Here is a 21,383-nt window from a genome sequence, read left to right as displayed (position 1 = left end):
GTAAAAGTGGGTGATACCATTGCTGAAGAGCAATCTCTGATCACTGTTGAAGGTGACAAGGCTTCGATGGAAGTTCCTGCACCATTCGCAGGTACGGTGAAAGAGATCAAAATCGCTACCGGCGACAAAGTCAAAACTGGCTCTCTGATCATGGTATTCGAAGTTGCGGGCGCAGCACCTGCGGCAGCACCAGCAGCGGCTCCAGCTCCTGCGGCAGCACCTGCGAAAGCAGCAGCACCAGCAGCAAGCAAGCCGGCAGAAGGCAAAAACGAATTCGCAGAAAATGATGCTTACATTCATGCAACACCTGTGATCCGTCGTCTGGCGCGTGAGTTTGGCGTAAATCTGGCTAAAGTCAAAGGTACTGGTCGTAAAGGCCGTATCCTGCGTGAGGACGTTCAGGCTTACGTGAAAGATGCGATCAAACGTGCGGAAGCAGCGCCTGCTGCTGCGGGCGGTGGTCTGCCAGGAATGCTGCCTTGGCCAAAAGTTGATTTCAGCAAGTTTGGTGAAATCGAAGAAGTTGAAATGAGCCGTATCCAGAAAATCTCCGGTGCAAACCTGAGCCGTAACTGGGTCATGATCCCTCACGTTAACTTGTTCGACGAAGCGGATATCACTGAAGTTGAAGAGTTCCGTAAACAGCAGAATAAAGAAGCTGAGAAGAAACAACTGGGCGTGAAGATCACTCCGTTGGTATTCGTCATGAAAGCGGCTGCGAAAGCATTGGAAGCAATGCCTCGCTTCAACAGCTCCATTTCTGAAGATGGCCAGAAGCTAATCCTGAAAAAATATATCAACATCGGTATTGCGGTTGATACGCCTAACGGTCTGGTTGTTCCTGTATTCAAGGACGTCAACAAGAAAGGCATCGTGGAACTGTCCAGAGAACTGGCTGAAGTTTCCAAGAAAGCACGTGTTGGTAAACTGACATCTTCCGATATGCAGGGCGGTTGTTTCACCATTTCCAGCCTGGGTGGTATCGGTACTACCGGTTTTGCACCAATTGTAAATGCGCCAGAAGTGGCAATCATGGGTCTGTCTCGTTCTTCCATGAAACCAGTCTGGAATGGTAAGGAATTCGTTCCTCGCCTGATTCTGCCAATGTCCCTGTCTTTCGATCACCGTGTGATTGACGGAGCAGATGGTGCGCGCTTCATCACTTATATTAATCAATTGATGAGCGACATCCGCCGTTTGGTGATGTAATGCAAAGGCCGGTAAATATACCGGCCTAATGATTACTACCGTGACAGATATTTTCTCCTTGCATCTGGCAGGTTGGGATTTCTGTCACGTTAACGCGCTTTTCAGGTTATTTACAATTCTGTAAACTGCTCGCGGTGTGTACGTCCCGGTGGAATATGGTTTTTTTACCCAATGGATTTCGTGTTGTAGCTAGGCGGCAACGTGAAATACGAAGGGTATTTTCGTCTGACCCGCCGGACAAACAATTAAGAGGTCATGATGAGTACTGAAATTAAAGCCCAGGTAGTGGTGCTTGGAGCAGGCCCTGCAGGGTATTCTGCTGCTTTCCGTTGTGCAGACTTAGGTTTGGATACTGTTCTGGTTGAGCGTTACTCTACTTTGGGTGGTGTTTGCCTTAACGTAGGTTGTATCCCATCCAAGGCGCTGCTTCATGTTGCAAAAGTGATTGAAGAAGCCAAAGCACTGGCACAACACGGTATCGTATTTGGTGAACCGCAAACTGATATCGACAAAATCCGTCTCTGGAAAGAAAAAGTCATTTCCCAGCTGACTGGTGGTTTGGGTGGCATGGCTAAAGGCCGTAAAGTTAACGTTGTTAACGGTATCGGTAAATTTACAGGTGCTAACACTCTGGTAGTAGAAGGCGAAAACGGCGCAACAACGATTAATTTTGATAATGCCATTATCGCAGCGGGTTCACGCCCAATTAAATTGCCATTCATTCCACATGAAGATCCTCGTGTATGGGATTCAACTGATGCACTGGAACTGAAAACTGTTCCGGGACGCCTGCTGGTTATGGGCGGCGGTATTATCGGTCTGGAAATGGGTACTGTTTACCACGCTCTGGGTTCTCAGATTGACGTGGTAGAAATGTTCGATCAGGTTATTCCTGCTGCGGACAAAGACATTGTTAAAGTGTTCACTAAGCGTGTCAGCAAGAAATTCAACCTGATGCTGGAAACTAAAGTGACTGCGGTAGAAGCTAAAGAAGACGGCATCTACGTAACAATGGAAGGTAAAAAAGCACCAGCGGAACCACAGCGTTATGACGCAGTTCTGGTTGCTATCGGCCGTGTACCAAACGGTAAATCACTGGATGCTGGTAAAGCAGGCGTGGAAGTTGATGAGCGTGGCTTTATCCATGTTGATAAGCAAATGCGCACTAACATGCCTCACATCTTCGCTATCGGTGATATCGTTGGTCAGCCAATGCTGGCACACAAAGGTGTTCACGAAGGTCACGTTGCTGCTGAAGTTATCTCTGGTAAGAAACATTACTTCGATCCAAAAGTGATTCCATCCATTGCTTACACTGAACCAGAAGTCGCATGGGTTGGTCTGACTGAGAAAGAAGCGAAAGAGAAAGGCATCAGCTACGAGACTGCAACTTTCCCTTGGGCAGCATCTGGTCGTGCAATTGCTTCTGACTGTTCAGAAGGTATGACTAAACTGATTTTCGATAAAGAAACTAACCGTGTTATCGGTGGTGCTATTGTTGGTACTAACGGCGGCGAACTGCTGGGTGAAATCGGTCTGGCTATCGAAATGGGTTGTGATGCAGAAGATATCGCTCTGACTATCCACGCTCACCCAACACTGTACGAATCCATCGGTATGGCTGCTGAGATTTATGAAGGCAGCATCACCGACCTGCCAAACCCTAAAGCAAAGAAAAAGAAATAATTCTTTAGATTTTGCAATGGTGAAAACGGCTTCTATTATGGAAGCCGTTTTACATGCAACGGATTATTTCAAGCATATAGTTACCTAAAATCTATAAATATTTCATCTTTGACAAGAGATTATTAAAGATTTCTTTTTGAGGTTTCATCATATTTCCCCATAAAAAACTCAATTGAATCTACAGTAAATGACATTGCCAATTTGAATTACGTGGATGAGGGATTCTTTTAAGTTGATATTTCCCATTGATTTGATGCCATTTATTGCTATCAGTTGGGGTTAACCTCATATTTTTCAAATCAAAAAAGTCACTAATAGTTACAAAGCCTAATTTTTGGTAGAAAATTTCGGCATCCTGTTCTGCTCTAACTTCTAATATACCTTGATGGCCTAGGGTGAGGGATATATTGATCACGTGTTGAATAAGCAGGCCACCGTAGCCATAACCGTTAGGATAGGTTACTATGAATGCTATTTGGTCTGCGTCATTATCAGGTATATTGGGTTTGGCAAGCATTAATATGATAATTCCAACTGTTGTACCTGTTACTGAACAAACAAAATGGCGGTAATTATTTAAACCTCCGGTCACATGGGCAGTATTAAAACATCTTCTTATGGAGTCACAGGTTTTGCTAAATGTACTATGATGTCCATCTCCCAATATTGTTTCCCTTATAGATTCATACCAGTAACGGGATTCATTTTGCTGGAGTTTGTTAAGTGCAAATAGCATAGCATTTTGATCAGCTTCCTTAATTTTAGCTTGATATTCAGGGTAGATTTTTTCCTCCATAATCATTGGAGGATGATAACTTGTGCTTGCTATGGCGTTATCTCTTTCTATTTCTCTACTAGGCATGATGATATCCTTTAAAACGAGGTTGGTATCCGCTTTTTTGCAGTGGGTAGAAAGTAAGGTATTTTCAGGCTGAAATAGCAACAAATAGCATTTAAAACTTTAATACACTCTTCAAGCTCGTTTCTCCAGCATTTTATCATGGTTTAATGTTGATTTTATGTGAATGAATTAACATATCTTTCAAGTTTTGGTATGCTAAATGCCCGAAGCTAAGCATAATTCTGATTTTATGTGAGCAAAATCCTCTGACCTGGCACCCATGATGATTGTTTGTGATGGTTGTGTTTGGATGATCGTTTTTCGATGATCGTTACCGGGTGCAGACAGCCGGGTATACAAAATGACAATGAGAGCGAGGAGAAAGTCGTGCTAGAAGAATACCGTAAGCACGTAGCCGAGCGTGCAGCTCAAGGCATCGTCCCTAAACCATTAGACGCAGCTCAGGCAGCAGCGCTGGTTGAATTACTGAAGACCCCACCTAAAGGTGAAGAAGATTTTCTGTTAGATCTGTTGACCCATCGTGTTCCCCCTGGTGTAGATGAAGCCGCTTATGTCAAAGCTGGTTTCCTTGCTGCCATTGCTAAAGGTGAAACTACGTCTCCTTTGGTCACACAGGAAAAAGCCATTGAATTATTGGGAACCATGCAGGGTGGCTATAATATCCATGCTTTAATTGATGCCCTTGATGATGAAAAATTGGCACCTATTGCGGCGAAAGCGCTTTCTCATACTTTGCTGATGTTTGACAGCTTCTATGACGTAGAAGAAAAAGCAAAAGCGGGTAATTCCCATGCTAAGCAGATTATACAGTCATGGGCTGATGCAGAATGGTTCCTTGAACGTCCGGAGTTGGCGGAAAAAATTACTGTTACCGTCTTTAAGGTTACGGGTGAAACGAATACCGATGATCTTTCTCCTGCGCCTGATGCGTGGTCACGTCCTGATATTCCTTTACATGCTCTGGCAATGCTCAAAAATGCCCGTGAAGGGATTGAGCCTGATCAAGCCGGTGCCGTAGGCCCGATTAAGCAAATCGAAGCCTTGACTAAGAAAGGTTATCCGTTAGCTTATGTCGGTGACGTTGTTGGTACGGGCTCTTCCCGTAAATCGGCAACTAACTCTGTACTGTGGTTTATGGGCGAAGATATCCCGTTTGTGCCGAATAAACGTGGTGCAGGCGTCGTACTGGGCGGAAAAATCGCACCCATTTTCTTCAATACTATGGAAGATGCTGGTGCGTTGCCAATCGAGGTGGACGTTTCCAAATTGAATATGGGTGATGCGATTGATATCTATCCATATAAAGGTGAAATCCGTCATCATGAAACGAATGAACTGTTGTCTACTTTTGAACTGAAAACAGATGTACTGATTGATGAAGTTCGTGCTGGTGGCCGTATTCCTTTGATTGTCGGCCGTGGTTTGACCGGAAAAGCGCGTGAATCACTGGGCTTGTCACACAGTGACGTATTCCGTCAGGCAAAAGAAATTGCGAAAAGCGATCGTGGCTTCTCACTGGCACAGAAAATGGTTGGCCGTGCTTGTGGTGCAGCGGGTATCCGTCCGGGAGAATATTGTGAGCCGAAGATGACTTCTGTAGGTTCTCAGGATACAACCGGGCCAATGACACGGGATGAATTGAAAGACTTGGCATGTCTGGGTTTCTCTGCGGATTTGGTGATGCAGTCATTCTGTCATACAGCGGCTTATCCAAAACCTGTTGATGTGACGACACACCATACTTTGCCTGATTTTATCATGAACCGTGGTGGAGTATCCCTGCGTCCGGGAGATGGTATTATCCACTCATGGCTGAACCGCATGTTACTGCCAGATACTGTGGGTACAGGCGGTGATTCCCATACCCGTTTCCCGATTGGTATCTCTTTCCCTGCGGGGTCAGGGTTGGTGGCATTTGCTGCTGCAACGGGAGTCATGCCGTTGGATATGCCTGAATCAATCTTGGTGCGTTTTAAAGGGAAGATGCAACCCGGCATTACTCTGCGCGATCTGGTTCATGCCATTCCTTACTATGCGATTCAGCAAGGTCTGCTGACCGTCGAGAAGAAAGGCAAGAAAAATATCTTCTCCGGTCGAATTCTTGAAATCGAAGGTCTGCCAGAACTCAAAGTTGAGCAGGCATTTGAATTAGCTGACGCATCTGCGGAACGTTCTGCGGCAGGTTGTACCATTAAACTGGATAAAGCTCCGATAGTTGAATACCTGCAATCGAACATCGTCTTGCTGAAATGGATGATTGCGGAAGGTTATGGTGATCGCCGGACACTGGAACGCCGGATTATTGGCATGGAAAACTGGCTGAAAGATCCACAGTTGCTGGAAGCGGATGCTGATGCAGAATACGCTGCCGTGATTGACATCGATCTGGCGGATATTAATGAGCCTATTTTATGTGCGCCGAATGATCCAGATGATGCGCGCCTGTTATCTGAAGTTGCGAACAGCAAAATTGATGAAGTCTTTATTGGCTCTTGCATGACCAACATCGGGCATTTCCGCGCAGCAGGTAAATTGCTGGATCAGCATAAAGGCCAATTGCCGACTCGCTTGTGGGTTGCTCCGCCAACTAAAATGGATGCTGCCCAATTGACAGAAGAAGGCTATTACAGTGTCTTCGGCAAGAGCGGTGCGCGTATTGAGATCCCGGGTTGTTCACTGTGTATGGGAAATCAGGCACGTGTGGCAGATGGTGTAACTGTAGTCTCCACGTCTACCCGTAACTTCCCTAACCGCTTGGGCACGGGGGCAAATGTCTATCTGGCCTCTGCGGAGCTGGCGGCAGTGGCTTCACTTTTGGGCCGTTTGCCAACACCGGAAGAGTATCTGCAATTCATGGATAAAGTTGATGAAACCGCAGCAGATACTTATCGTTATCTCAATTTTGACCAATTGAATCAGTACACGGAAAAAGCGGATGATGTGATCTTCCAAACCGCTGTGTAAAAAAGTATATTGCAATGAATGGGGAGGCAAATGCCTCCCTTTTTTATACCCGTCGTTCTATATCCGGTGTCTTTTAAGTTTTAGCTTCGTTGATTACGTTCATCTTGAAGATCATTAGATATATGGCAGAGTTATGGTTATTTTGTGATAGTTTTTATGTCAGTTTGTGGACTGTCTCAGAGGTGGGATTAGCAGAAATGTTTAAAATCCAGACGTGGTTGTTTGGTGTAAGTAATAATAATAGTGGAGGTTGGTGATGGAATATGAATTTATGCAGGATGTTACTGGACAGGTAACAACATCCTTTTCAATGGATCATGAGGCTATTGGTCATTGGTTAAATGAGGAAGTAAAAGATGACTTGAGCAAATTGGATAAAATTTACTCAGCATTGGACGATATTAAAGGGAGTGAACGCCAGTGGCAGTTGACAGGTCATGAATATACGCTATTGATGAGTGAAGGAGAAATCATGATCAGAGCTAATCAACTCCAGTTTGATACTGAGATGATAGAAGAGGGCATGAGTTACTATGATAACGAGAGTTTGGCTTTTTGTGGAACAGATGATTTTATCGATATGCTGGCTGATTACAGGAAGTTTATTTTGCAAAAAAAACCAATATAAGTATTAATGTTCAATCAATGATGGTTTTTTGCCATAATTAATATTCCATCACACCTGTGTGTTGTGATAGTCATTTTTCTATTTTTTGAACAAAAACCCATGCTTCCCGGTAGCGTTCATAGTAAGCCACGTTCCCGGATAGAGATGGGTTCCAACAATAACGGTGGACTTTTTATGGAAGAGATCAATCTGTCAAACGAGATTGATAAAGCAGCAGGCTGGTTTGTCAGCAATCAGGATCTATTGATCCAGTATGTGATGAATATTGTATCTGCCATCTTAATTCTCATCGTTGGCTTATTTGTTGCCAAAATGGTCAGTAAAGCAGTCAAACGTGTGATGTCATTGCGTGGTATTGATGCCACTATCTCTGATTTTTTATCCGCGATTATGCGTTATGCCGTTATCGCGTTTACGATCATCGCTGTTCTTGGGAAATTAGGTATCCAAACTGCGTCCGTGATCGCAGTGATCGGTGCCGCAGGTTTGGCGGTAGGTCTGGCATTACAAGGTTCGTTGTCTAATTTTGCTGCTGGTGTGTTACTGGTCATGTTCCGTCCACTCCGTACTGGCGAATATGTCATGATCGGTGCAGTGGAAGGAACCGTCGTGCAAGTGCAGATTTTCTCCACAACGTTGCGCACGGCTGATGATCGTATCATCGTGGTCCCCAACGGTAAGATTATTTCGGATAATATTATCAATACCAGTCGTGAACCTAACCGCCGTACCCAGATTATAGTCGGTGTTGCATATAACGCGGATATTGATGAAGTGAAAAGAGTATTGGGTGACGTGATTAAAGAAGATCAACGTATCCAACATGAAAAAGGTGTCACTATCCGCCTGCATGAAATGGCTCCTTCATCACTGAATTTCATTGTGCGTGTATGGACTACCAATGGTGATGCCTGGAGTGTGTACTGGGATCTGATGGAAAACTTTAAGCGGGCTTTAGACAAGCACAATATCGGTATTCCGTTCCCGCAAATGGATGTTTACCTGCATCAACAACAAATTGCTTCACAGAATAAAACGGGCGAATAATCAAAGCACTTTGGTGTGAGATGTCGTCTTGCTCACACCAAAACCAAATTTGAATATGAGTCTGAATACAATCCCTATCATTTTCTCTAATGATAGATAAGAATCATTCATTTTCACTAATACATAATATTACCTAATATGCATCCATACCGTAGCTAATTGAATAATTTTTAGGAATATTTATATGTTTTCGACATTTATACAGGGATTTTTTCTCAGTGCCGCAATGATACTTCCACTCGGGCCACAAAATGTTTTTGTCATGCAACAAGGGAGTAGAAAACAGTATCATTTAATGAGTGCGGCGCTATGTGCGCTTAGTGACGCCTTGCTCATTGTCATGGGAATCTTTGGCGGCAGTGCTTTGCTTAGTAAATCGACATTTTTGCTGCAAGCAGTAACATGGGGAGGCGCGGCATTCTTACTATGGTATGGATGGAATGCTTTTCGGGCAGCATTATCAGCGGAAGTTGAACTTTCCCGTTCCGGGAGTGTTATCCAAAGCCGCTGGCGAGTCATCGTAACGCTATTTGCGGTAACATGGCTGAATCCACATGTTTATCTGGATACTTTTGTCGTGCTGGGCAGCATAGGCGGGCAATTATCCGTAGAACTTCGGCCGTGGTTTACTACCGGAGCCGTGTTAGCATCAGTCAGTTGGTTTTTTGCATTATCATTTTTGGCTGCATGGTTTTCACCTGTTCTCAATCGACCCCGTTCACAACGAATTATCAATATTTTTGTCGCTTGCGTGATGTGGTATATCGCTTGGGGACTAATTAAGCAAGGGTTATAGATTCTTCTTGATATCAATACTTCTTTATATATTTTATAACTTCTTTATAGATAGTGTGCTAATGTTTTTGAAAAGCGCCTTACTAATGTAAATATGCTGTATTTGAGGAGGTTTTGTGAAACGTAAATCACTGGTACTGGCTGCAATGATGGCTCTGGGAAGCTTGTCTGCCACAACAGTTTTCGCTGCTGAACCGCCATCTGTTCCGCACATTTCTACTTCTGGCAACGCAGTAATTAAAGCGACACCAGATATGGCCACGTTGATGATCCATGTAAGCGAGACTCAAAAGAACGCGGCAGATGCAAAGAAAAAAGTGGATGGACGTGTAGCGAAATATTTTGATTTCCTGAAAAATAATGGGATCGAAAAGAAAGATATCGATGCTGCCAATTTACGCACACAGCCAGAATATCAATATGATCAAAAATCCGGTAAATCAACAATTACAGGTTATAGAGCTTCGCGTTCAGTTGAAGTGAAAATTCATAAACTGGATCAACTGAATACCTTGCTGGACGGAGCTCTCAAAGCAGGGTTGAATGAAATTAACTCGGTTCAGTTCAGTGTTGAGAATCCGCAACGTTATCGTGATGAAGCCAGACAAAAAGCTATTGAGAATGCTATTCAGCAGGCGACAGCATTGGCAAAAGGATTCAGCGGTAAGCTGGGCCCGGTATATAGCATCAATTATAGCGCTCCTGAGGCTGTGCCAGCACCAATGAATCGTATGAAATATCAGGCAGCTCTGATGGCAGCACCTGCTGCAGATTCAGCGGGTGAAACTTATGAGCCACAGAGCATTGAATTTTCTGATCACGTTGACGCGGTTTTTGAATTACAGCGTTAAGGCGTTTCATCTTCCTGACGTAGCATCTGGCGCCCTAGTTTTAGCAGGGCGTCAGTCACTTTCCTCATCGCTCCGCTTTCTGGGGCAAAACGATGCCAGTAAAGCATACGGCGTTGGCACAGCCCGGGGGTTAAATCAACTAACTCTCTGGCTTGCAGTTCTTTGCTGATTTGCAGGTGTGGGATCATGCAACAGGTTGACCCCTGTCTTGCCAATTGAACGAAAGCTTCAGAAGAATTCACAATATGGCAGGGTACGCTGCCCGGTGATAAATCAAAATTCTGCTGTAAAAATGCCTGATGCATATCATCCAGATGGTCGAATGCAACGGCAGGTGCTTTCAGCAATGCTGAACGAGTTACCCCATTCGGGAAAAAACGCTCTGCAAATTCAGGTGAAGCAACAAACAGATAATCGAGAGCACCTAACTTATCAACCAGACAACTTGGTAGCGGCTGAGATTGAATACTAATCGCCCCGACGACTTCCCCGCGCCGCAAAAGCTCTTGAGTTCGGGTTTCATCTTCTACCTGAATATTTAACCGAATGGGTAAATCAGATAAAACGGGATGAAGAGCCGGTAAAAGCCATGTTGCCAGACTATCCGCGTTAACTGCGAGAGAGAGCAATAACGGGATTTCATTACCATTTTCATCACCGAGCCATTGTGCTTCCAGTAATTCAACCTGATGCAGTAGTGCGAGCAATTTTTGCCCTTGCTCTGTAGGGCGGGGTGGAACAGTGCGTACCAATAATGGCTGACCAAACAGATTCTCTAATTGTTTGATGCGCTGAGATACTGCGGATTGGGTGATACAAAGTTTTTGTGCCGCCCGCTCGAAACCTCGTTCTCGTATCACTGCATCCAATGCTTGTAAGGAGCGGTAATCAGGACGTTTCATTGAAAATAAGATCCTCCGTTTATGTGGTCTGAGCAGCACTATGCCATATTTTTTCGTGGGATGAGGCAATATTGTTTATACTAACCGTCAGATTTTTCCTTGTAACTGATTATAGGCTGTGATTGAAATGACTCAGGATGAACTGAAAAAAGCAGTAGGTTGGGCGGCATTGGAATACGTCAAACCGGGCACAATCGTAGGTGTTGGTACAGGTTCAACGGCTGCGCACTTTATTGATGCGTTAGGGACTATCAAAGATAAAATTGAAGGAGCGGTGTCTAGCTCAGAAGCCTCGACTGAGAAATTGAAAAGTCTCGGTATACCTGTGTTTGATTGCAATAATGTCGATGTTTTGGACATTTATGTTGATGGTGCTGATGAAATTAACGGCCAGATGCAGATGATTAAAGGCGGCGGTGCAGCGTTAACCCGAGAAAAAATCATTGCTGCTGTTGCAAAGAAATTTATCTGCATTATTGATTCATCTAAGCAAGTGGATGTATTGGGCAAATTCCCTCTTCCGGTTGAAGTTATCCCGATGGCACGTGCCTATGTTGCCCGCGAGTTGGTGAAATTGGGGGGAACTCCGGTTTATCGTGAAAATGTGGTGACGGATAATGGCAATTGCATTTTAGATGTTTACAACCTTTCCATTGTTGATCCCGCTGCATTAGAAAACAAAATCAATAATATCTCTGGTGTGGTTACCGTAGGTCTCTTTGCCAATCGTGGTGCCAACGTAGTGTTGGTGGGTACTGTGGACGGAGTTAAAACGATCACAGAATAATCGTTTATTGAGGGCAGAATATCCTGTCCTCAAAATATTTGCGTATTTATTCAAAAAAGAAAATTTGGTGATATATATCACGTTCCTGTCTAAAAAAAACTCATAATCCCGCATTTTTTCTGTAACGAATTATTTTACTTTGTATAACAACTTATTTACTCTCACTTATTCTGTCGTGTACGCAATCGGTTGTATTGCCGTTGTCGTTTTTTTTGTTATTTTGGTGGAATCTATCGGCGTTATGAAAGTCAGTTTAACTAGGATGGGCAAATGGTTAAGGTATCTCTAGAAAAGGATAAGATTAAATTTCTGCTACTGGAAGGCGTTCATCAAAGTACAGTAGACAAATTGAAGGCGGCTGGGTACAGCAATATCGAATATCATAAAGGTGCATTGGAGCCAGAAGCTCTGAAAGAAGCAATTCGTGATGCTCGGTTTGTAGGTATTCGTTCTCGCACCCAGTTGACGGAGGAGGTTTTCTCCGCCGCAGAGAAACTGGTTGCAGTAGGATGTTTCTGTATCGGTACCAACCAAGTTGATCTGGAAGCTGCCGCAAAACGCGGTATTCCTGTATTTAATGCACCGTTTTCTAATACCCGTTCGGTCGCCGAAATGGTTTTGGGAGAATTGCTGTTGTTATTGCGTCGCATACCTGAAGCGAATGCGAAAGCACATAATGGAATATGGGATAAGCAGGCAAAAGGTTGCTACGAGGCGCGTGGGAAAAAACTGGGCATCATCGGTTACGGGCATATTGGCACCCAGCTTGGTATTTTGGCTGAAAATATTGGTTTGAATGTCTATTTCTATGATATTGAAAATAAATTACCGTTAGGTAATGCACAGCAAATTCATCATTTGTCTGAATTGTTGAATATGAGTGATGTTGTGAGTCTGCATGTTCCTGAAACTGCTTCAACCAAAAATATGATAGGAGCAGAAGAACTCGAACTCATGAAGCCAGGTTCAATCTTGATCAATGCATCCCGTGGCACCGTAATAGATATTCCTGCACTCAGTGAGGCATTGGAGAGCGGACATCTTTCTGGTGCAGCGATTGATGTATTTCCGGTAGAGCCAGCCACAAACGGTAACTCTTTTACTTCGCCGTTAAGCAAATTCGATAACGTACTGCTGACACCTCATATCGGCGGTTCGACTCAGGAAGCCCAAGAGAATATCGGTACAGAAGTTGCCGGTAAACTGGTGAAATATTCTGACAATGGTTCTACACTGTCAGCGGTCAATTTCCCGGAAGTTTCATTGCCTATTCACGCCAGAGATACGCACCGTTTACTGCATATCCATGAAAATCGTCCGGGTATTTTAACCAGCATCAACCAGATATTCACTAATCAAGAAATCAATATTGAAGCACAGTACTTGCGGACTGAGGGAAATATTGGTTATGTGGTGATCGATATTACGACGCAGGGTCCAACTCAAGCCGAATCAGTATTACAACAAATGAAAAGCGTGCCTGGCACGATCCGTTCTCGCTTACTGTACTGATTAGTTTGCTGATCAGTTTTTACTGATCAACTTTTACTGATCAATTTTACGATGCAAAAGTCAGGGCTATTGGTGAAACAATAGCCCTTTTTCTCTTGTTAAATAACGTGGAAATTCACTCCCACCGCCATACTTTTTCTGGCGTTATGATTTCTGGCAGAGGAATATCCCAACTTGCACTGGGTAATGTTTCAACTAACTGAAAATCATGTGCTAACCCAATGGGATAGAAATTCTGTTGTTGCCATTTAGCGAGAGTTCTATCGTAAAATCCACCGCCCATGCCCAAACGCTGCCCTGTACAATCGAAAGCAACCAACGGAATAAACATGACATCCAGTTCAGATACAGGCAGAACCTGCCGGATATCTAACGGTGGTTCTTCTATATTAAAGCGATTCCGTATGAGGGGAGTATCAGATTGATAACGAAGGAAAAGCAGATGATGCCGACGGAAAGGATGCAATATTGGCAAGTAGACTTGTTTGTTTTGTTGCCAAAGTTGTTGAATCAATGGGCGTGTATCTAATTCTCCGTCAAAAGAGAGATAGAGAGCAATCTTGTTGGCTTGTTGAATCTTGGGATTAGCCATAACCTGCTTGACAGCCTGCTGGGCGAATCGCGATTGCTGTTCAGGGGATAAATTCTGACGTAGTTGCCGAATTTGTTTCCTGATGGATTTTCGTAGAGACAATTCTTGTAAAGACAGAGAATGGGGGGCGGAAAAAGAATCTGATTGCATAAGACCTGCCTATTAATGCAGAAAAGGATACAAAACAGATAAAAATTGGGGTTCTCCAAGATGCCGTTACAGGTGGTAACCCTTGAACCCTTGGTTCAAGGTGAACGCAGTGTCGTCTCTATTAGGCTTCTTGGTCTGGCCAAGCATGCTCACAAGAGACGGAGCACCACATTCTATAGAGATGAAATATCGGCTCAGGGGACTTACCTGCTCACAAACACCTCAGAGAAATTTTTTTGCTGCTTAAAACCCCTAAATAGGCCATAAGCGATGCTATGGAACCTATTGTATGGAACTAAATGAAGAAAGCAACTGCTTATATTAATCTAGAGTGACTACTGCCTGATTTATCAACAATATTTCGTTTATTGACAGGTAGAAGTTCAAATAATTTTACCTTGTTCTAACTTTTACCTTGTTCCAACAATGCCTTTTCAATGGTCTGCTGAAGCATTTTTATTTTTTGCTCCATATTGTAGGAATAATCACGGGTTTTCATTTTTTCCTGTGCCAACTCGTGACAGACATTCAGTGCCACAATAAAAACCAGTTGCTCAGTATTAGTGACTCTGGTGCGTTCTTTGAGGTTATGCAAACGCTGATCAAGTTCCTCAGCAGCAGCCTGTAACGCTTCTATCTGCTCTGGTGGACAATTGACACGTAATGACCGCCCAAAAATCTGAATATCTACTGGTTGTGCAGACATGACACCTTCCTGATTTATTACTGTGCCGATACCTTGATTCTGACATATATCCTTTATCTTTCAAGTTGTTGCTTTTTTATGAGCTACAATTTGAAATTTATAGGGCATAAATTAAATTTGGGCATAAAACAAGGTCGACACTAATCATTACTGTACAATACCAAAAGCCCCCCTCTTTATATCGGTGTGTGCTGTCTGGTATAGCGACTCCCCTTGATGGTAGCATAGCATGAACTTATATCGCCAACGATGATCAATATACATGTCTATACAAAACTCATTACCTAATTATCAATCATTTGATGAAATTTTGCATCAACAGTCCGTTGCCCTGACTGCTGCCGAAATGCATGGCTTAATTAGTGGCTTACTATGTGGTGGAAATCACGATAATAGCTGGCAAACTAAGATGCATGATCTCACTAATGATGGTCTGGCTTTTTCTCAGATTCTGGCTCAACCCCTCAGGGAGTTATACGAAACGACATTTGAATTACTGGATGACAGTAATTTTGCGTTTAATTTACTCCTTCCTGACGAAGAAGCGGGAACTTTTGAATGTGCGGATGCGTTGGCGGGATGGGTGAATCATTTTCTGCTGGGATTGGGCGTGGCAAATCCAAAATTGATAGAAAAACCAGAAATTAAAGAAATCGTTACCGATTTACGTAACATCGGTATGCTGGGATATGACGAAGACGAAGATCAGGAAGAATTATCTCAGGCTCTTGAAGAAGTACTGGAATATGTTCGAGTGGCTGTTCAACTCTGCTACATCGCTTTAGTGACACCAAAAAATGCAAGTAGTACAAAAAATGAAAAGCCAACGCTACACTGATTGGCGAAATATAACCCAATAGATTTTGAGTTGCAGAGCTGTCCAAAAGCTGAAACTTAAAAGAGGGCGGGTATACCAACTAATAATAATGAAATCGAAATCGCAGGAGAGGGTATGACTAAACAAGAGTATTTATCCCGTCGTCAGGCATTTTTGTCAAAAATGGCACCGGCTAGTGCGGCTATTATTTTTTCTGCCCCACCTGTGACACGTAATTCAGATAATGAGTATCCTTATCGCCAGCACAGTGATTTTCTTTACCTGACAGGGTTCAATGAACCGGAAGCGGTTCTGATATTGATCAAAAGCGATGAAACCCACAACCATAGCGTATTGTTTAATCGTATTCGGGATTTGACGGCGGAAATTTGGTCTGGTCGCCGTCTTGGGCAAGAAGCTGCACCAAAAAAACTGGGGGTGGATCGCGCTCTGCCATTCGACGATATCAATGAACAGCTCTACTTATTGTTGAATGGTCTGGAAACTGTCTATCACGCTCAGGGAGAGTTTGAATACGCGGATAATATCGTATTCAGCGCCTTGGATAAATTACGTAAAAATAGTCGTCGTAACCTTAGTGCTCCTTCTGTCATGGTAGATTGGCGTCTGTGGCTGCATGAAATGCGTCTGTTTAAATCGGAAGCTGAATTGGAAATCATACGCAAAGCCGGGGAAATTAGTGCGCAAGCGCATACCCGAGCAATGCAGGTTTGCCGTTCCGATATGTTTGAATATCAACTGGAAGCTGAAATTCAGCATGAATTTACCCGTCAGGGGGCGCGTTATCCCGCTTATAACACCATTATTGGCGCAGGAGAAAACGCTTGTATTCTGCATTACACCGAAAATGAACGACGTATGAAAAGCGGCGATTTAGTGTTGATCGATGCAGGGTGTGAATATGAGGGATACGCAGGTGACATTACGCGGACATTCCCTGTTAATGGCAAGTTTACGCGTCCCCAACGTGAAATTTATGACATCGTGCTCGAAGCCATCAACATCTCCCTTGAATTGTATCGACCGGGCACCAGTATCCGCGAAGTCACAGAGCAAGTTGTGCGCGTTATGGTTGAAGGGTTGGTGAAATTGGGAATTATGCACGGGGACGTCGAACAATTGATCGAAACCAATGCTTATCGCCAATTTTTCATGCATGGTTTGAGTCACTGGCTGGGATTAGACGTACATGACGTGGGTCATTATGGCACCGACCGCGATCGCATTCTGGAGCCGGGCATGGTGTTAACTGTGGAGCCGGGGCTTTATATCGCATCGGATGCGGATGTACCGCAAGAATACCGTGGCATCGGTATCCGTATTGAAGATGACATCGTTATCACGGATACAGGAAATGAAAACCTGACTGAGAATGTTGTAAAAGATCCGGATGAAATAGAAGCGCTGATGGCGCAGGCAAGACAGGATTAAGGTTTAATTAATCAGGAAGTGACAATGAACGTGATTATTGTGGGCGGGGGAATGGCGGGAGCGACATTGGCACTGGCTATTTCATCGTTGAGTCGGGGGCAATTGCAAGTCTCCTTGATTGAAGCAGCAGAATCCACTCAGGAGCATCCGGGTTTTGATGCGAGAGCCATTGCCTTGGCTTATGGTACATGTCAGCGCCTGAATCAGATAGGCGTCTGGTCTGCGCTGAAACATTGTGTTACCCCAATCAATCACGTTCATGTCAGCGACCGTGGTCATAGCGGTTTTGTTAACATCCGCGCTGATGACTATGATATTCCGGCATTGGGCAATGTGGTTGAATTGCACGATGCTGGTATTCATCTGTTTGACCTGTTAAAGCAGACACCAAATATAAAACTTTACTGTCCAGCGACAGTCGATAGTGTCGAACGTTTGGAAAATGCTGTGACAGTGACGCTGGATAATGGCGAAAAACTAACAGGCAAATTGCTTATCGCTGCGGATGGTAGCCATTCGGCGATAGCTCAGGCATGTCATATTCCGTATCAGCGGCAGTCTTACGGTCAGGTGGCGATTATCGCCAATGTATTGACCTCCGAACATCCTCAGGGAAAAGCGTTTGAGCGCTTCACGAAACATGGTCCGCTGGCACTGTTGCCGATGTCTGAAGGGCGCAGCTCACTAGTGTGGTGTCACCCGCTGGAAAAACAGTCAGAAATCAACAATTGGAGTCAGGACGAATTCCTTCAACACTTACAAAACGCGTTTGGCTGGCGTTTGGGCAAAATGTTGGAAACCGGTCAGAGGCACAGTTACCCTTTGGCATTATCGACAGCTAGTTGCCAGATCAGCCATCGTCTGGCGTTGGTAGGCAATGCATCCCAAACCCTACATCCGATTGCCGGTCAGGGATTTAATCTGGGGATGCGTGATGTTATGGCGTTGGCACAGGTTATTTCAGAAGCAGCGGTTTCCGGGCAAGATATCGGTTCTTATAAAACCCTGACTCAATATCAACAACGCCGTTATGCCGATCGTGAAACAACCATTGATATTACTGATGGGTTGGTCAGATTATTCGCCAATGATTACTTGCCGTTAAAAATAGGGCGTAATATTGGCCTGATGACGATGGAAATATTACCACCGATGCGGGATCTATTTGCCCGCCAGACATTGGGTTGGGTTGCCCAGTCACCATTGGCAGATTAAGAGGAAATAAAAACATGCAATCATTTGATGTGGTAATCGCAGGGGGCGGTATGGTCGGCCTTGCGCTGGCCTGTGGTTTGCAAGGTAGCGGTTTACGCATCGCGATTGTAGAAGAACATCCATCAACAGGAACATTTGATGCCAGTGATGAACATGCCTTGCGTGTTTCTGCCATCAATGCAGCCAGTGAGCGTTTACTAACCCAGCTTGGTGTCTGGCAGAATATTCTCGCGATGAGAGCAAATGCTTATCAGGGAATGGAAGTCTGGGAACAAGACAGTTTCGGTCGTATTCAGTTCAATGCGGCGGAAAATGGCCTTACTCACCTTGGGTATATCATCGAAAACCATGTGATCCGTCAGGCACTTTGGCAACGAGCGGAAAGCCTGCCAGATGTAACGATTTTTACCCCATCCTCTTTCAGTAATGTCGCTTGGGGAGAAAATGAAGCTTTCATCACTTTATCTGACGGAAATATGCTGACTTCGCGGCTGGTCATCGGTGCAGATGGAGCACATTCTTGGCTGCGCCAACATGCCGATATTCCACTGGCTTTCTGGGATTATGAACACCACGCTTTAGTGGCGACCATCCGAACGGAAGAGCCTCATGCTGGTGTTGCACGTCAGGTTTTTCACAGTGATGGAATATTGGCTTTCCTGCCGCTTTCAGATCCTTACCTATGTTCAATCGTTTGGTCATTGCCAGCGGAATCAGCACAGCAGCGCAAGATTATGGAGCCTGAATGGTTTAATCGGCAATTGAGCGTGACTTTTGATATGCATCTTGGTCAATGCGAACTGATAAGTGAACGACAAACCATTCCGCTGATGGGACGCTATGCCCGTAACTTTGCTGCCCACCGTTTGGCATTATTAGGGGATGCAGCACATACAATCCATCCTCTGGCGGGTCAGGGGGTTAACTTAGGTTTTATGGATGTCGCAGAACTGATTGGTGAATTGAGACGTTTGCACCGACAGGGAAAAGATATTGGTCAGTATCTTTATCTGGGACGTTATGAACGCCGCCGCAAACACAGTGCTGCGATGATGTTGGCTGGAATGCAGGGATTCCGTCAGTTATTTGATGGTAATAATCCTGCGAAAAAGCTATTGCGCGGAATTGGATTATCTCTGGCTGATAACTTACCAGGATTGAAACCGCAATTGCTTCGCCATGCAATGGGACTCAATGACCTTCCCGATTGGCTTGTTTCTCAACCTCCTTCAGTTGAAAAAATCTAATTCAGGTTCTTATTTAGGATTAGTTTTCCTCATATTAGGCTAAGGTGTGTTCAGTTGATTTACTTCACACTTTAGCCATTTCCTAATCAAAAAAAATTATTTATTGTCGTTTATTGCCGATTATGAGTGTCCTGCCGCAATAAATTAGACAAAAATTCTGCATGATAGTGAACGGTTTTTCAGATTATCACTCCAGCCCTGCTAATTTATTTTATGGTCCATTTCTATTTTCAGTGATAACTTCTGATGACAAGGTATCGTTTGCGTGATTAACCGATTCTTTGCTTCATGATCCAACATCTGCCGGTTAATACGCCGTATATTTTTCAGGTTACGAATGTTTTCATGTCAAGAATGGAAAGAGGGAAATAATGTCAAAACACACCCCATTGTATGACCAACATCTGGCATGCGGAGCCCGCATGGTAGATTTTCATGGTTGGATGATGCCCCTGCATTATGGTTCACAAATCGACGAGCATCATACAGTGCGTACTGATGCTGGTATGTTCGATGTTTCCCACATGACTATTGTGGATCTGCATGGTGCTGGTTGCCGTGATTTTCTTCGCCACCTTCTGGCAAATGATATCGCCAAATTAACTGAAAAGGGCAAAGCACTTTATACCGGAATGCTGAATGCTTCCGGTGGTGTGATTGATGACCTGATTGTTTATTTCTTCACTGATGACTTCTATCGCATGGTAGTTAACTCAGCGACCCGTGAGAAAGATTTGGCGTGGATTAGCCAACATGTTGAACACGACGACGTCGAAATTACGGTGCGTGATGACTTAGCGCTCATCGCTGTCCAAGGGCCGAATGCACAAGCTAAAGTTCAATCATTACTAAGTGATGAGCAAAAGCAGGCTGTAATAGGCATGAAACCTTTCTTTGGTGTTCAGTCTGGCAATCTGTTTATTGCCACTACGGGTTACACCGGTGAAGCGGGTTATGAAATTGCGTTACCGAAAGAGCAGGCAGTGGATTTCTGGCAGCAACTGTTGACAGCGGGGGTGAAACCTGCGGGATTGGGGGCGCGTGATACATTGCGCCTTGAAGCGGGCATGAATCTTTATGGTCAGGAAATGGACGAAACCATTTCGCCGCTGGTGGCCAATATGGGATGGACGATTGCGTGGAAACCGGAAGATCGCCAATTCATCGGCCGGGAAGCGTTAGAAAGACAGCGTGAAACAGGCACCGAACAATTGGTTGGACTGGTCATGCGTGAAAAGGGTGTTCTGCGTGGTGGCTTAACTGTCAGTTTTACAGACGACTCCGGTGAAATTCGTTCTGGTGTCATTACCAGCGGAACATTTTCCCCAACCTTAGGATTTAGCATAGCCCTTGCACGAGTACCGCAAGGCATTGGCGAACAGGCGGTTGTCCAAATTCGTAATCGAGAAATGCCTGTTCAGGTTGTTAAACCGGGCTTCGTACGGATGGGTAAACCACTTGTAGAGTGATTTTTGAACGTGATGTTTTGATTATTGTAATGTTTTCATTAACTTTAAAACAAGGAGATGGCAACGATGAGTCATGTACCAGCAGAATTAAAATATACAGAATCACATGAATGGGTTCGCTCGGAAGGAAATGGAGAATACACAGTAGGTATTACCGAACATGCCCAGCAACTCTTGGGGGATATGGTATTCGTTGATTTGCCTGACGTTGGCACAGAGTTAAGCAGTGGTGATGATTGTGCCGTGGTGGAATCAGTTAAAGCGGCGTCTGATATCTATGCTCCGCTCAGTGGCGAGGTTATCGCTGTTAACCCTGGCTTGGAAGGCTCCCCTGAATTAGTGAACAGTGAACCGTATAACGAAGGTTGGTTGTTCCGGATCAAAATCACTGATGAGAGTGAACTCGATAATCTGCTTGATTCTGAAGGTTATCAGTCACTCTTGGAAGAAGACGAGTAATTGCTTTTGACCGCCCCATATCACGCTGTGAAT

General features: G+C 44.3%; 19 protein-coding genes and 1 other RNA gene. 15 read left to right on the top strand and 5 right to left on the bottom strand.

The window, feature by feature from the left end:
- A partial coding sequence (gene aceF / locus FE394_RS10990) for a dihydrolipoyllysine-residue acetyltransferase (RefSeq protein WP_319926433.1) occupies window positions 1-1,209 on the top strand: 1,209 nt, incomplete at its 5' end.
- 258 nt (window positions 1,210-1,467) lie between these two features.
- A complete protein-coding gene (lpdA, locus tag FE394_RS10985; protein WP_319926434.1) occupies window positions 1,468-2,895 on the top strand; it encodes a dihydrolipoyl dehydrogenase in 1,428 nt (475 codons plus the stop codon).
- A gap of 178 nt (window positions 2,896-3,073) precedes the next feature.
- Here lpdA and FE394_RS10980 read toward each other — a convergent pair whose 3' ends face one another.
- Window positions 3,074-3,757 (bottom strand): GNAT family N-acetyltransferase, encoded by a 684-nt coding sequence (locus FE394_RS10980; RefSeq protein ID WP_319926432.1) that lies wholly within the window; start codon window positions 3,755-3,757, stop codon window positions 3,074-3,076.
- A 366-nt stretch (window positions 3,758-4,123) separates the two neighbouring features.
- Here FE394_RS10980 and acnB point away from each other — a divergent pair, with 366 nt between their 5' ends.
- From acnB to FE394_RS10955, 5 genes are all read left to right on the top strand, one after another.
- On the top strand, window positions 4,124-6,721 hold the full coding sequence (gene acnB, locus FE394_RS10975) for a bifunctional aconitate hydratase 2/2-methylisocitrate dehydratase (RefSeq protein WP_319926431.1): 2,598 nt from the start codon (window positions 4,124-4,126) through the stop codon (window positions 6,719-6,721).
- Window positions 6,722-6,977: 256 nt separating this feature from the next.
- Complete coding sequence (locus tag FE394_RS10970; RefSeq protein ID WP_319926430.1) at window positions 6,978-7,349, top strand: YacL family protein; 372 nt, start codon at window positions 6,978-6,980, stop codon at window positions 7,347-7,349.
- Between the two features lie 174 nt (window positions 7,350-7,523).
- On the top strand, window positions 7,524-8,396 hold the full coding sequence (gene mscS, locus FE394_RS10965) for a small-conductance mechanosensitive channel MscS (RefSeq protein ID WP_319926429.1): 873 nt from the start codon (window positions 7,524-7,526) through the stop codon (window positions 8,394-8,396).
- 184 nt (window positions 8,397-8,580) lie between these two features.
- Complete coding sequence (argO, locus tag FE394_RS10960; protein ID WP_319926428.1) at window positions 8,581-9,192, top strand: arginine exporter ArgO; 612 nt, start codon at window positions 8,581-8,583, stop codon at window positions 9,190-9,192.
- A 115-nt stretch (window positions 9,193-9,307) separates the two neighbouring features.
- A complete protein-coding gene (locus tag FE394_RS10955; protein ID WP_319926427.1) occupies window positions 9,308-10,042 on the top strand; it encodes an oxidative stress defense protein in 735 nt (244 codons plus the stop codon).
- On the opposite strand, the gene FE394_RS10950 is transcribed toward FE394_RS10955, so the two are convergent.
- On the bottom strand, window positions 10,039-10,944 hold the full coding sequence (locus FE394_RS10950; protein ID WP_319926426.1) for a LysR family transcriptional regulator ArgP: 906 nt from the start codon (window positions 10,942-10,944) through the stop codon (window positions 10,039-10,041). The two genes, FE394_RS10955 and FE394_RS10950, sit on opposite strands and share 4 nt — an antisense overlap.
- Window positions 10,945-11,071: 127 nt before the next feature.
- Here FE394_RS10950 and rpiA point away from each other — a divergent pair, with 127 nt between their 5' ends.
- Window positions 11,072-11,731, top strand: a complete 660-nt coding sequence (rpiA, locus tag FE394_RS10945; RefSeq protein WP_319926425.1) for a ribose-5-phosphate isomerase RpiA — start codon at window positions 11,072-11,074, stop codon at window positions 11,729-11,731.
- 270 nt (window positions 11,732-12,001) lie between these two features.
- The gene (gene serA, locus FE394_RS10940) at window positions 12,002-13,243 is read left to right on the top strand and encodes a phosphoglycerate dehydrogenase (protein WP_319926424.1); all 1,242 of its coding nucleotides are present in this window, start codon (window positions 12,002-12,004) and stop codon (window positions 13,241-13,243) included.
- A gap of 115 nt (window positions 13,244-13,358) precedes the next feature.
- On the opposite strand, the gene FE394_RS10935 is transcribed toward serA, so the two are convergent.
- The 3 genes from FE394_RS10935 to zapA form a co-directional block, all read right to left on the bottom strand.
- Window positions 13,359-13,985 (bottom strand): 5-formyltetrahydrofolate cyclo-ligase, encoded by a 627-nt coding sequence (locus FE394_RS10935; protein WP_319926423.1) that lies wholly within the window; start codon window positions 13,983-13,985, stop codon window positions 13,359-13,361.
- 48 nt (window positions 13,986-14,033) lie between these two features.
- Window positions 14,034-14,217: non-coding RNA, 6S RNA (gene ssrS / locus FE394_RS10930), on the bottom strand.
- Between the two features lie 171 nt (window positions 14,218-14,388).
- The gene (zapA, locus tag FE394_RS10925) at window positions 14,389-14,691 is read right to left on the bottom strand and encodes a cell division protein ZapA (protein ID WP_319926422.1); all 303 of its coding nucleotides are present in this window, start codon (window positions 14,689-14,691) and stop codon (window positions 14,389-14,391) included.
- Between the two features lie 262 nt (window positions 14,692-14,953).
- Between zapA and FE394_RS10920 the strand changes: the two genes are divergently transcribed.
- The 6 genes from FE394_RS10920 (at window position 14,954) to gcvH (ending at window position 21,350) form a co-directional block, all read left to right on the top strand.
- The gene (locus FE394_RS10920; RefSeq protein ID WP_319926421.1) at window positions 14,954-15,529 is read left to right on the top strand and encodes a YecA/YgfB family protein; all 576 of its coding nucleotides are present in this window, start codon (window positions 14,954-14,956) and stop codon (window positions 15,527-15,529) included.
- 114 nt (window positions 15,530-15,643) lie between these two features.
- Window positions 15,644-16,960, top strand: a complete 1,317-nt coding sequence (gene pepP, locus FE394_RS10915) for a Xaa-Pro aminopeptidase (RefSeq protein ID WP_319926420.1) — start codon at window positions 15,644-15,646, stop codon at window positions 16,958-16,960.
- Between the two features lie 24 nt (window positions 16,961-16,984).
- Window positions 16,985-18,175 (top strand): 2-octaprenyl-6-methoxyphenyl hydroxylase, encoded by a 1,191-nt coding sequence (gene ubiH / locus FE394_RS10910; protein ID WP_319926419.1) that lies wholly within the window; start codon window positions 16,985-16,987, stop codon window positions 18,173-18,175.
- Window positions 18,176-18,189: 14 nt separating this feature from the next.
- A complete protein-coding gene (ubiI, locus tag FE394_RS10905; RefSeq protein WP_319926418.1) occupies window positions 18,190-19,422 on the top strand; it encodes an FAD-dependent 2-octaprenylphenol hydroxylase in 1,233 nt (410 codons plus the stop codon).
- Window positions 19,423-19,793: 371 nt separating this feature from the next.
- The gene (gene gcvT, locus FE394_RS10900; RefSeq protein WP_319926417.1) at window positions 19,794-20,891 is read left to right on the top strand and encodes a glycine cleavage system aminomethyltransferase GcvT; all 1,098 of its coding nucleotides are present in this window, start codon (window positions 19,794-19,796) and stop codon (window positions 20,889-20,891) included.
- Between the two features lie 66 nt (window positions 20,892-20,957).
- Window positions 20,958-21,350 (top strand): glycine cleavage system protein GcvH, encoded by a 393-nt coding sequence (gene gcvH, locus FE394_RS10895; protein WP_319926416.1) that lies wholly within the window; start codon window positions 20,958-20,960, stop codon window positions 21,348-21,350.
- Window positions 21,351-21,383: the final 33 nt, after the last annotated feature.

This window comes from Xenorhabdus littoralis, from assembly GCF_033949345.1.
In the GTDB taxonomy this organism is placed as follows: Bacteria; Pseudomonadota; Gammaproteobacteria; order Enterobacterales; family Enterobacteriaceae; genus Xenorhabdus; species Xenorhabdus littoralis.
Note: the sequence above shows the minus strand (reverse complement) of the source record. Positions and strands in the feature narration are given on the sequence as shown.

Bases quoted from the DNA above. Each gene is read 5' to 3' on its own strand.
- serA (WP_319926424.1), top strand. From the start codon at position 12,002: ATGGTTAAGGTATCTCTAGAAAAGGATAAGATTAAATTTCTGCTACTG.
- argO (WP_319926428.1), top strand. From the start codon at position 8,581: ATGTTTTCGACATTTATACAGGGATTTTTTCTCAGTGCCGCAATGATA.
- lpdA (WP_319926434.1), top strand. From the start codon at position 1,468: ATGAGTACTGAAATTAAAGCCCAGGTAGTGGTGCTTGGAGCAGGCCCT.
- gcvT (WP_319926417.1), top strand. From the start codon at position 19,794: ATGTCAAAACACACCCCATTGTATGACCAACATCTGGCATGCGGAGCC.
- rpiA (WP_319926425.1), top strand. From the start codon at position 11,072: ATGACTCAGGATGAACTGAAAAAAGCAGTAGGTTGGGCGGCATTGGAA.
- FE394_RS10950 (WP_319926426.1), bottom strand. From the start codon at position 10,944: ATGAAACGTCCTGATTACCGCTCCTTACAAGCATTGGATGCAGTGATA.
- FE394_RS10935 (WP_319926423.1), bottom strand. From the start codon at position 13,985: ATGCAATCAGATTCTTTTTCCGCCCCCCATTCTCTGTCTTTACAAGAA.
- pepP (WP_319926420.1), top strand. From the start codon at position 15,644: ATGACTAAACAAGAGTATTTATCCCGTCGTCAGGCATTTTTGTCAAAA.
- zapA (WP_319926422.1), bottom strand. From the start codon at position 14,691: ATGTCTGCACAACCAGTAGATATTCAGATTTTTGGGCGGTCATTACGT.
- FE394_RS10980 (WP_319926432.1), bottom strand. From the start codon at position 3,757: ATGCCTAGTAGAGAAATAGAAAGAGATAACGCCATAGCAAGCACAAGT.
- FE394_RS10970 (WP_319926430.1), top strand. From the start codon at position 6,978: ATGGAATATGAATTTATGCAGGATGTTACTGGACAGGTAACAACATCC.
- FE394_RS10920 (WP_319926421.1), top strand. From the start codon at position 14,954: ATGTCTATACAAAACTCATTACCTAATTATCAATCATTTGATGAAATT.
- ubiH (WP_319926419.1), top strand. From the start codon at position 16,985: ATGAACGTGATTATTGTGGGCGGGGGAATGGCGGGAGCGACATTGGCA.
- mscS (WP_319926429.1), top strand. From the start codon at position 7,524: ATGGAAGAGATCAATCTGTCAAACGAGATTGATAAAGCAGCAGGCTGG.
- gcvH (WP_319926416.1), top strand. From the start codon at position 20,958: ATGAGTCATGTACCAGCAGAATTAAAATATACAGAATCACATGAATGG.
- ubiI (WP_319926418.1), top strand. From the start codon at position 18,190: ATGCAATCATTTGATGTGGTAATCGCAGGGGGCGGTATGGTCGGCCTT.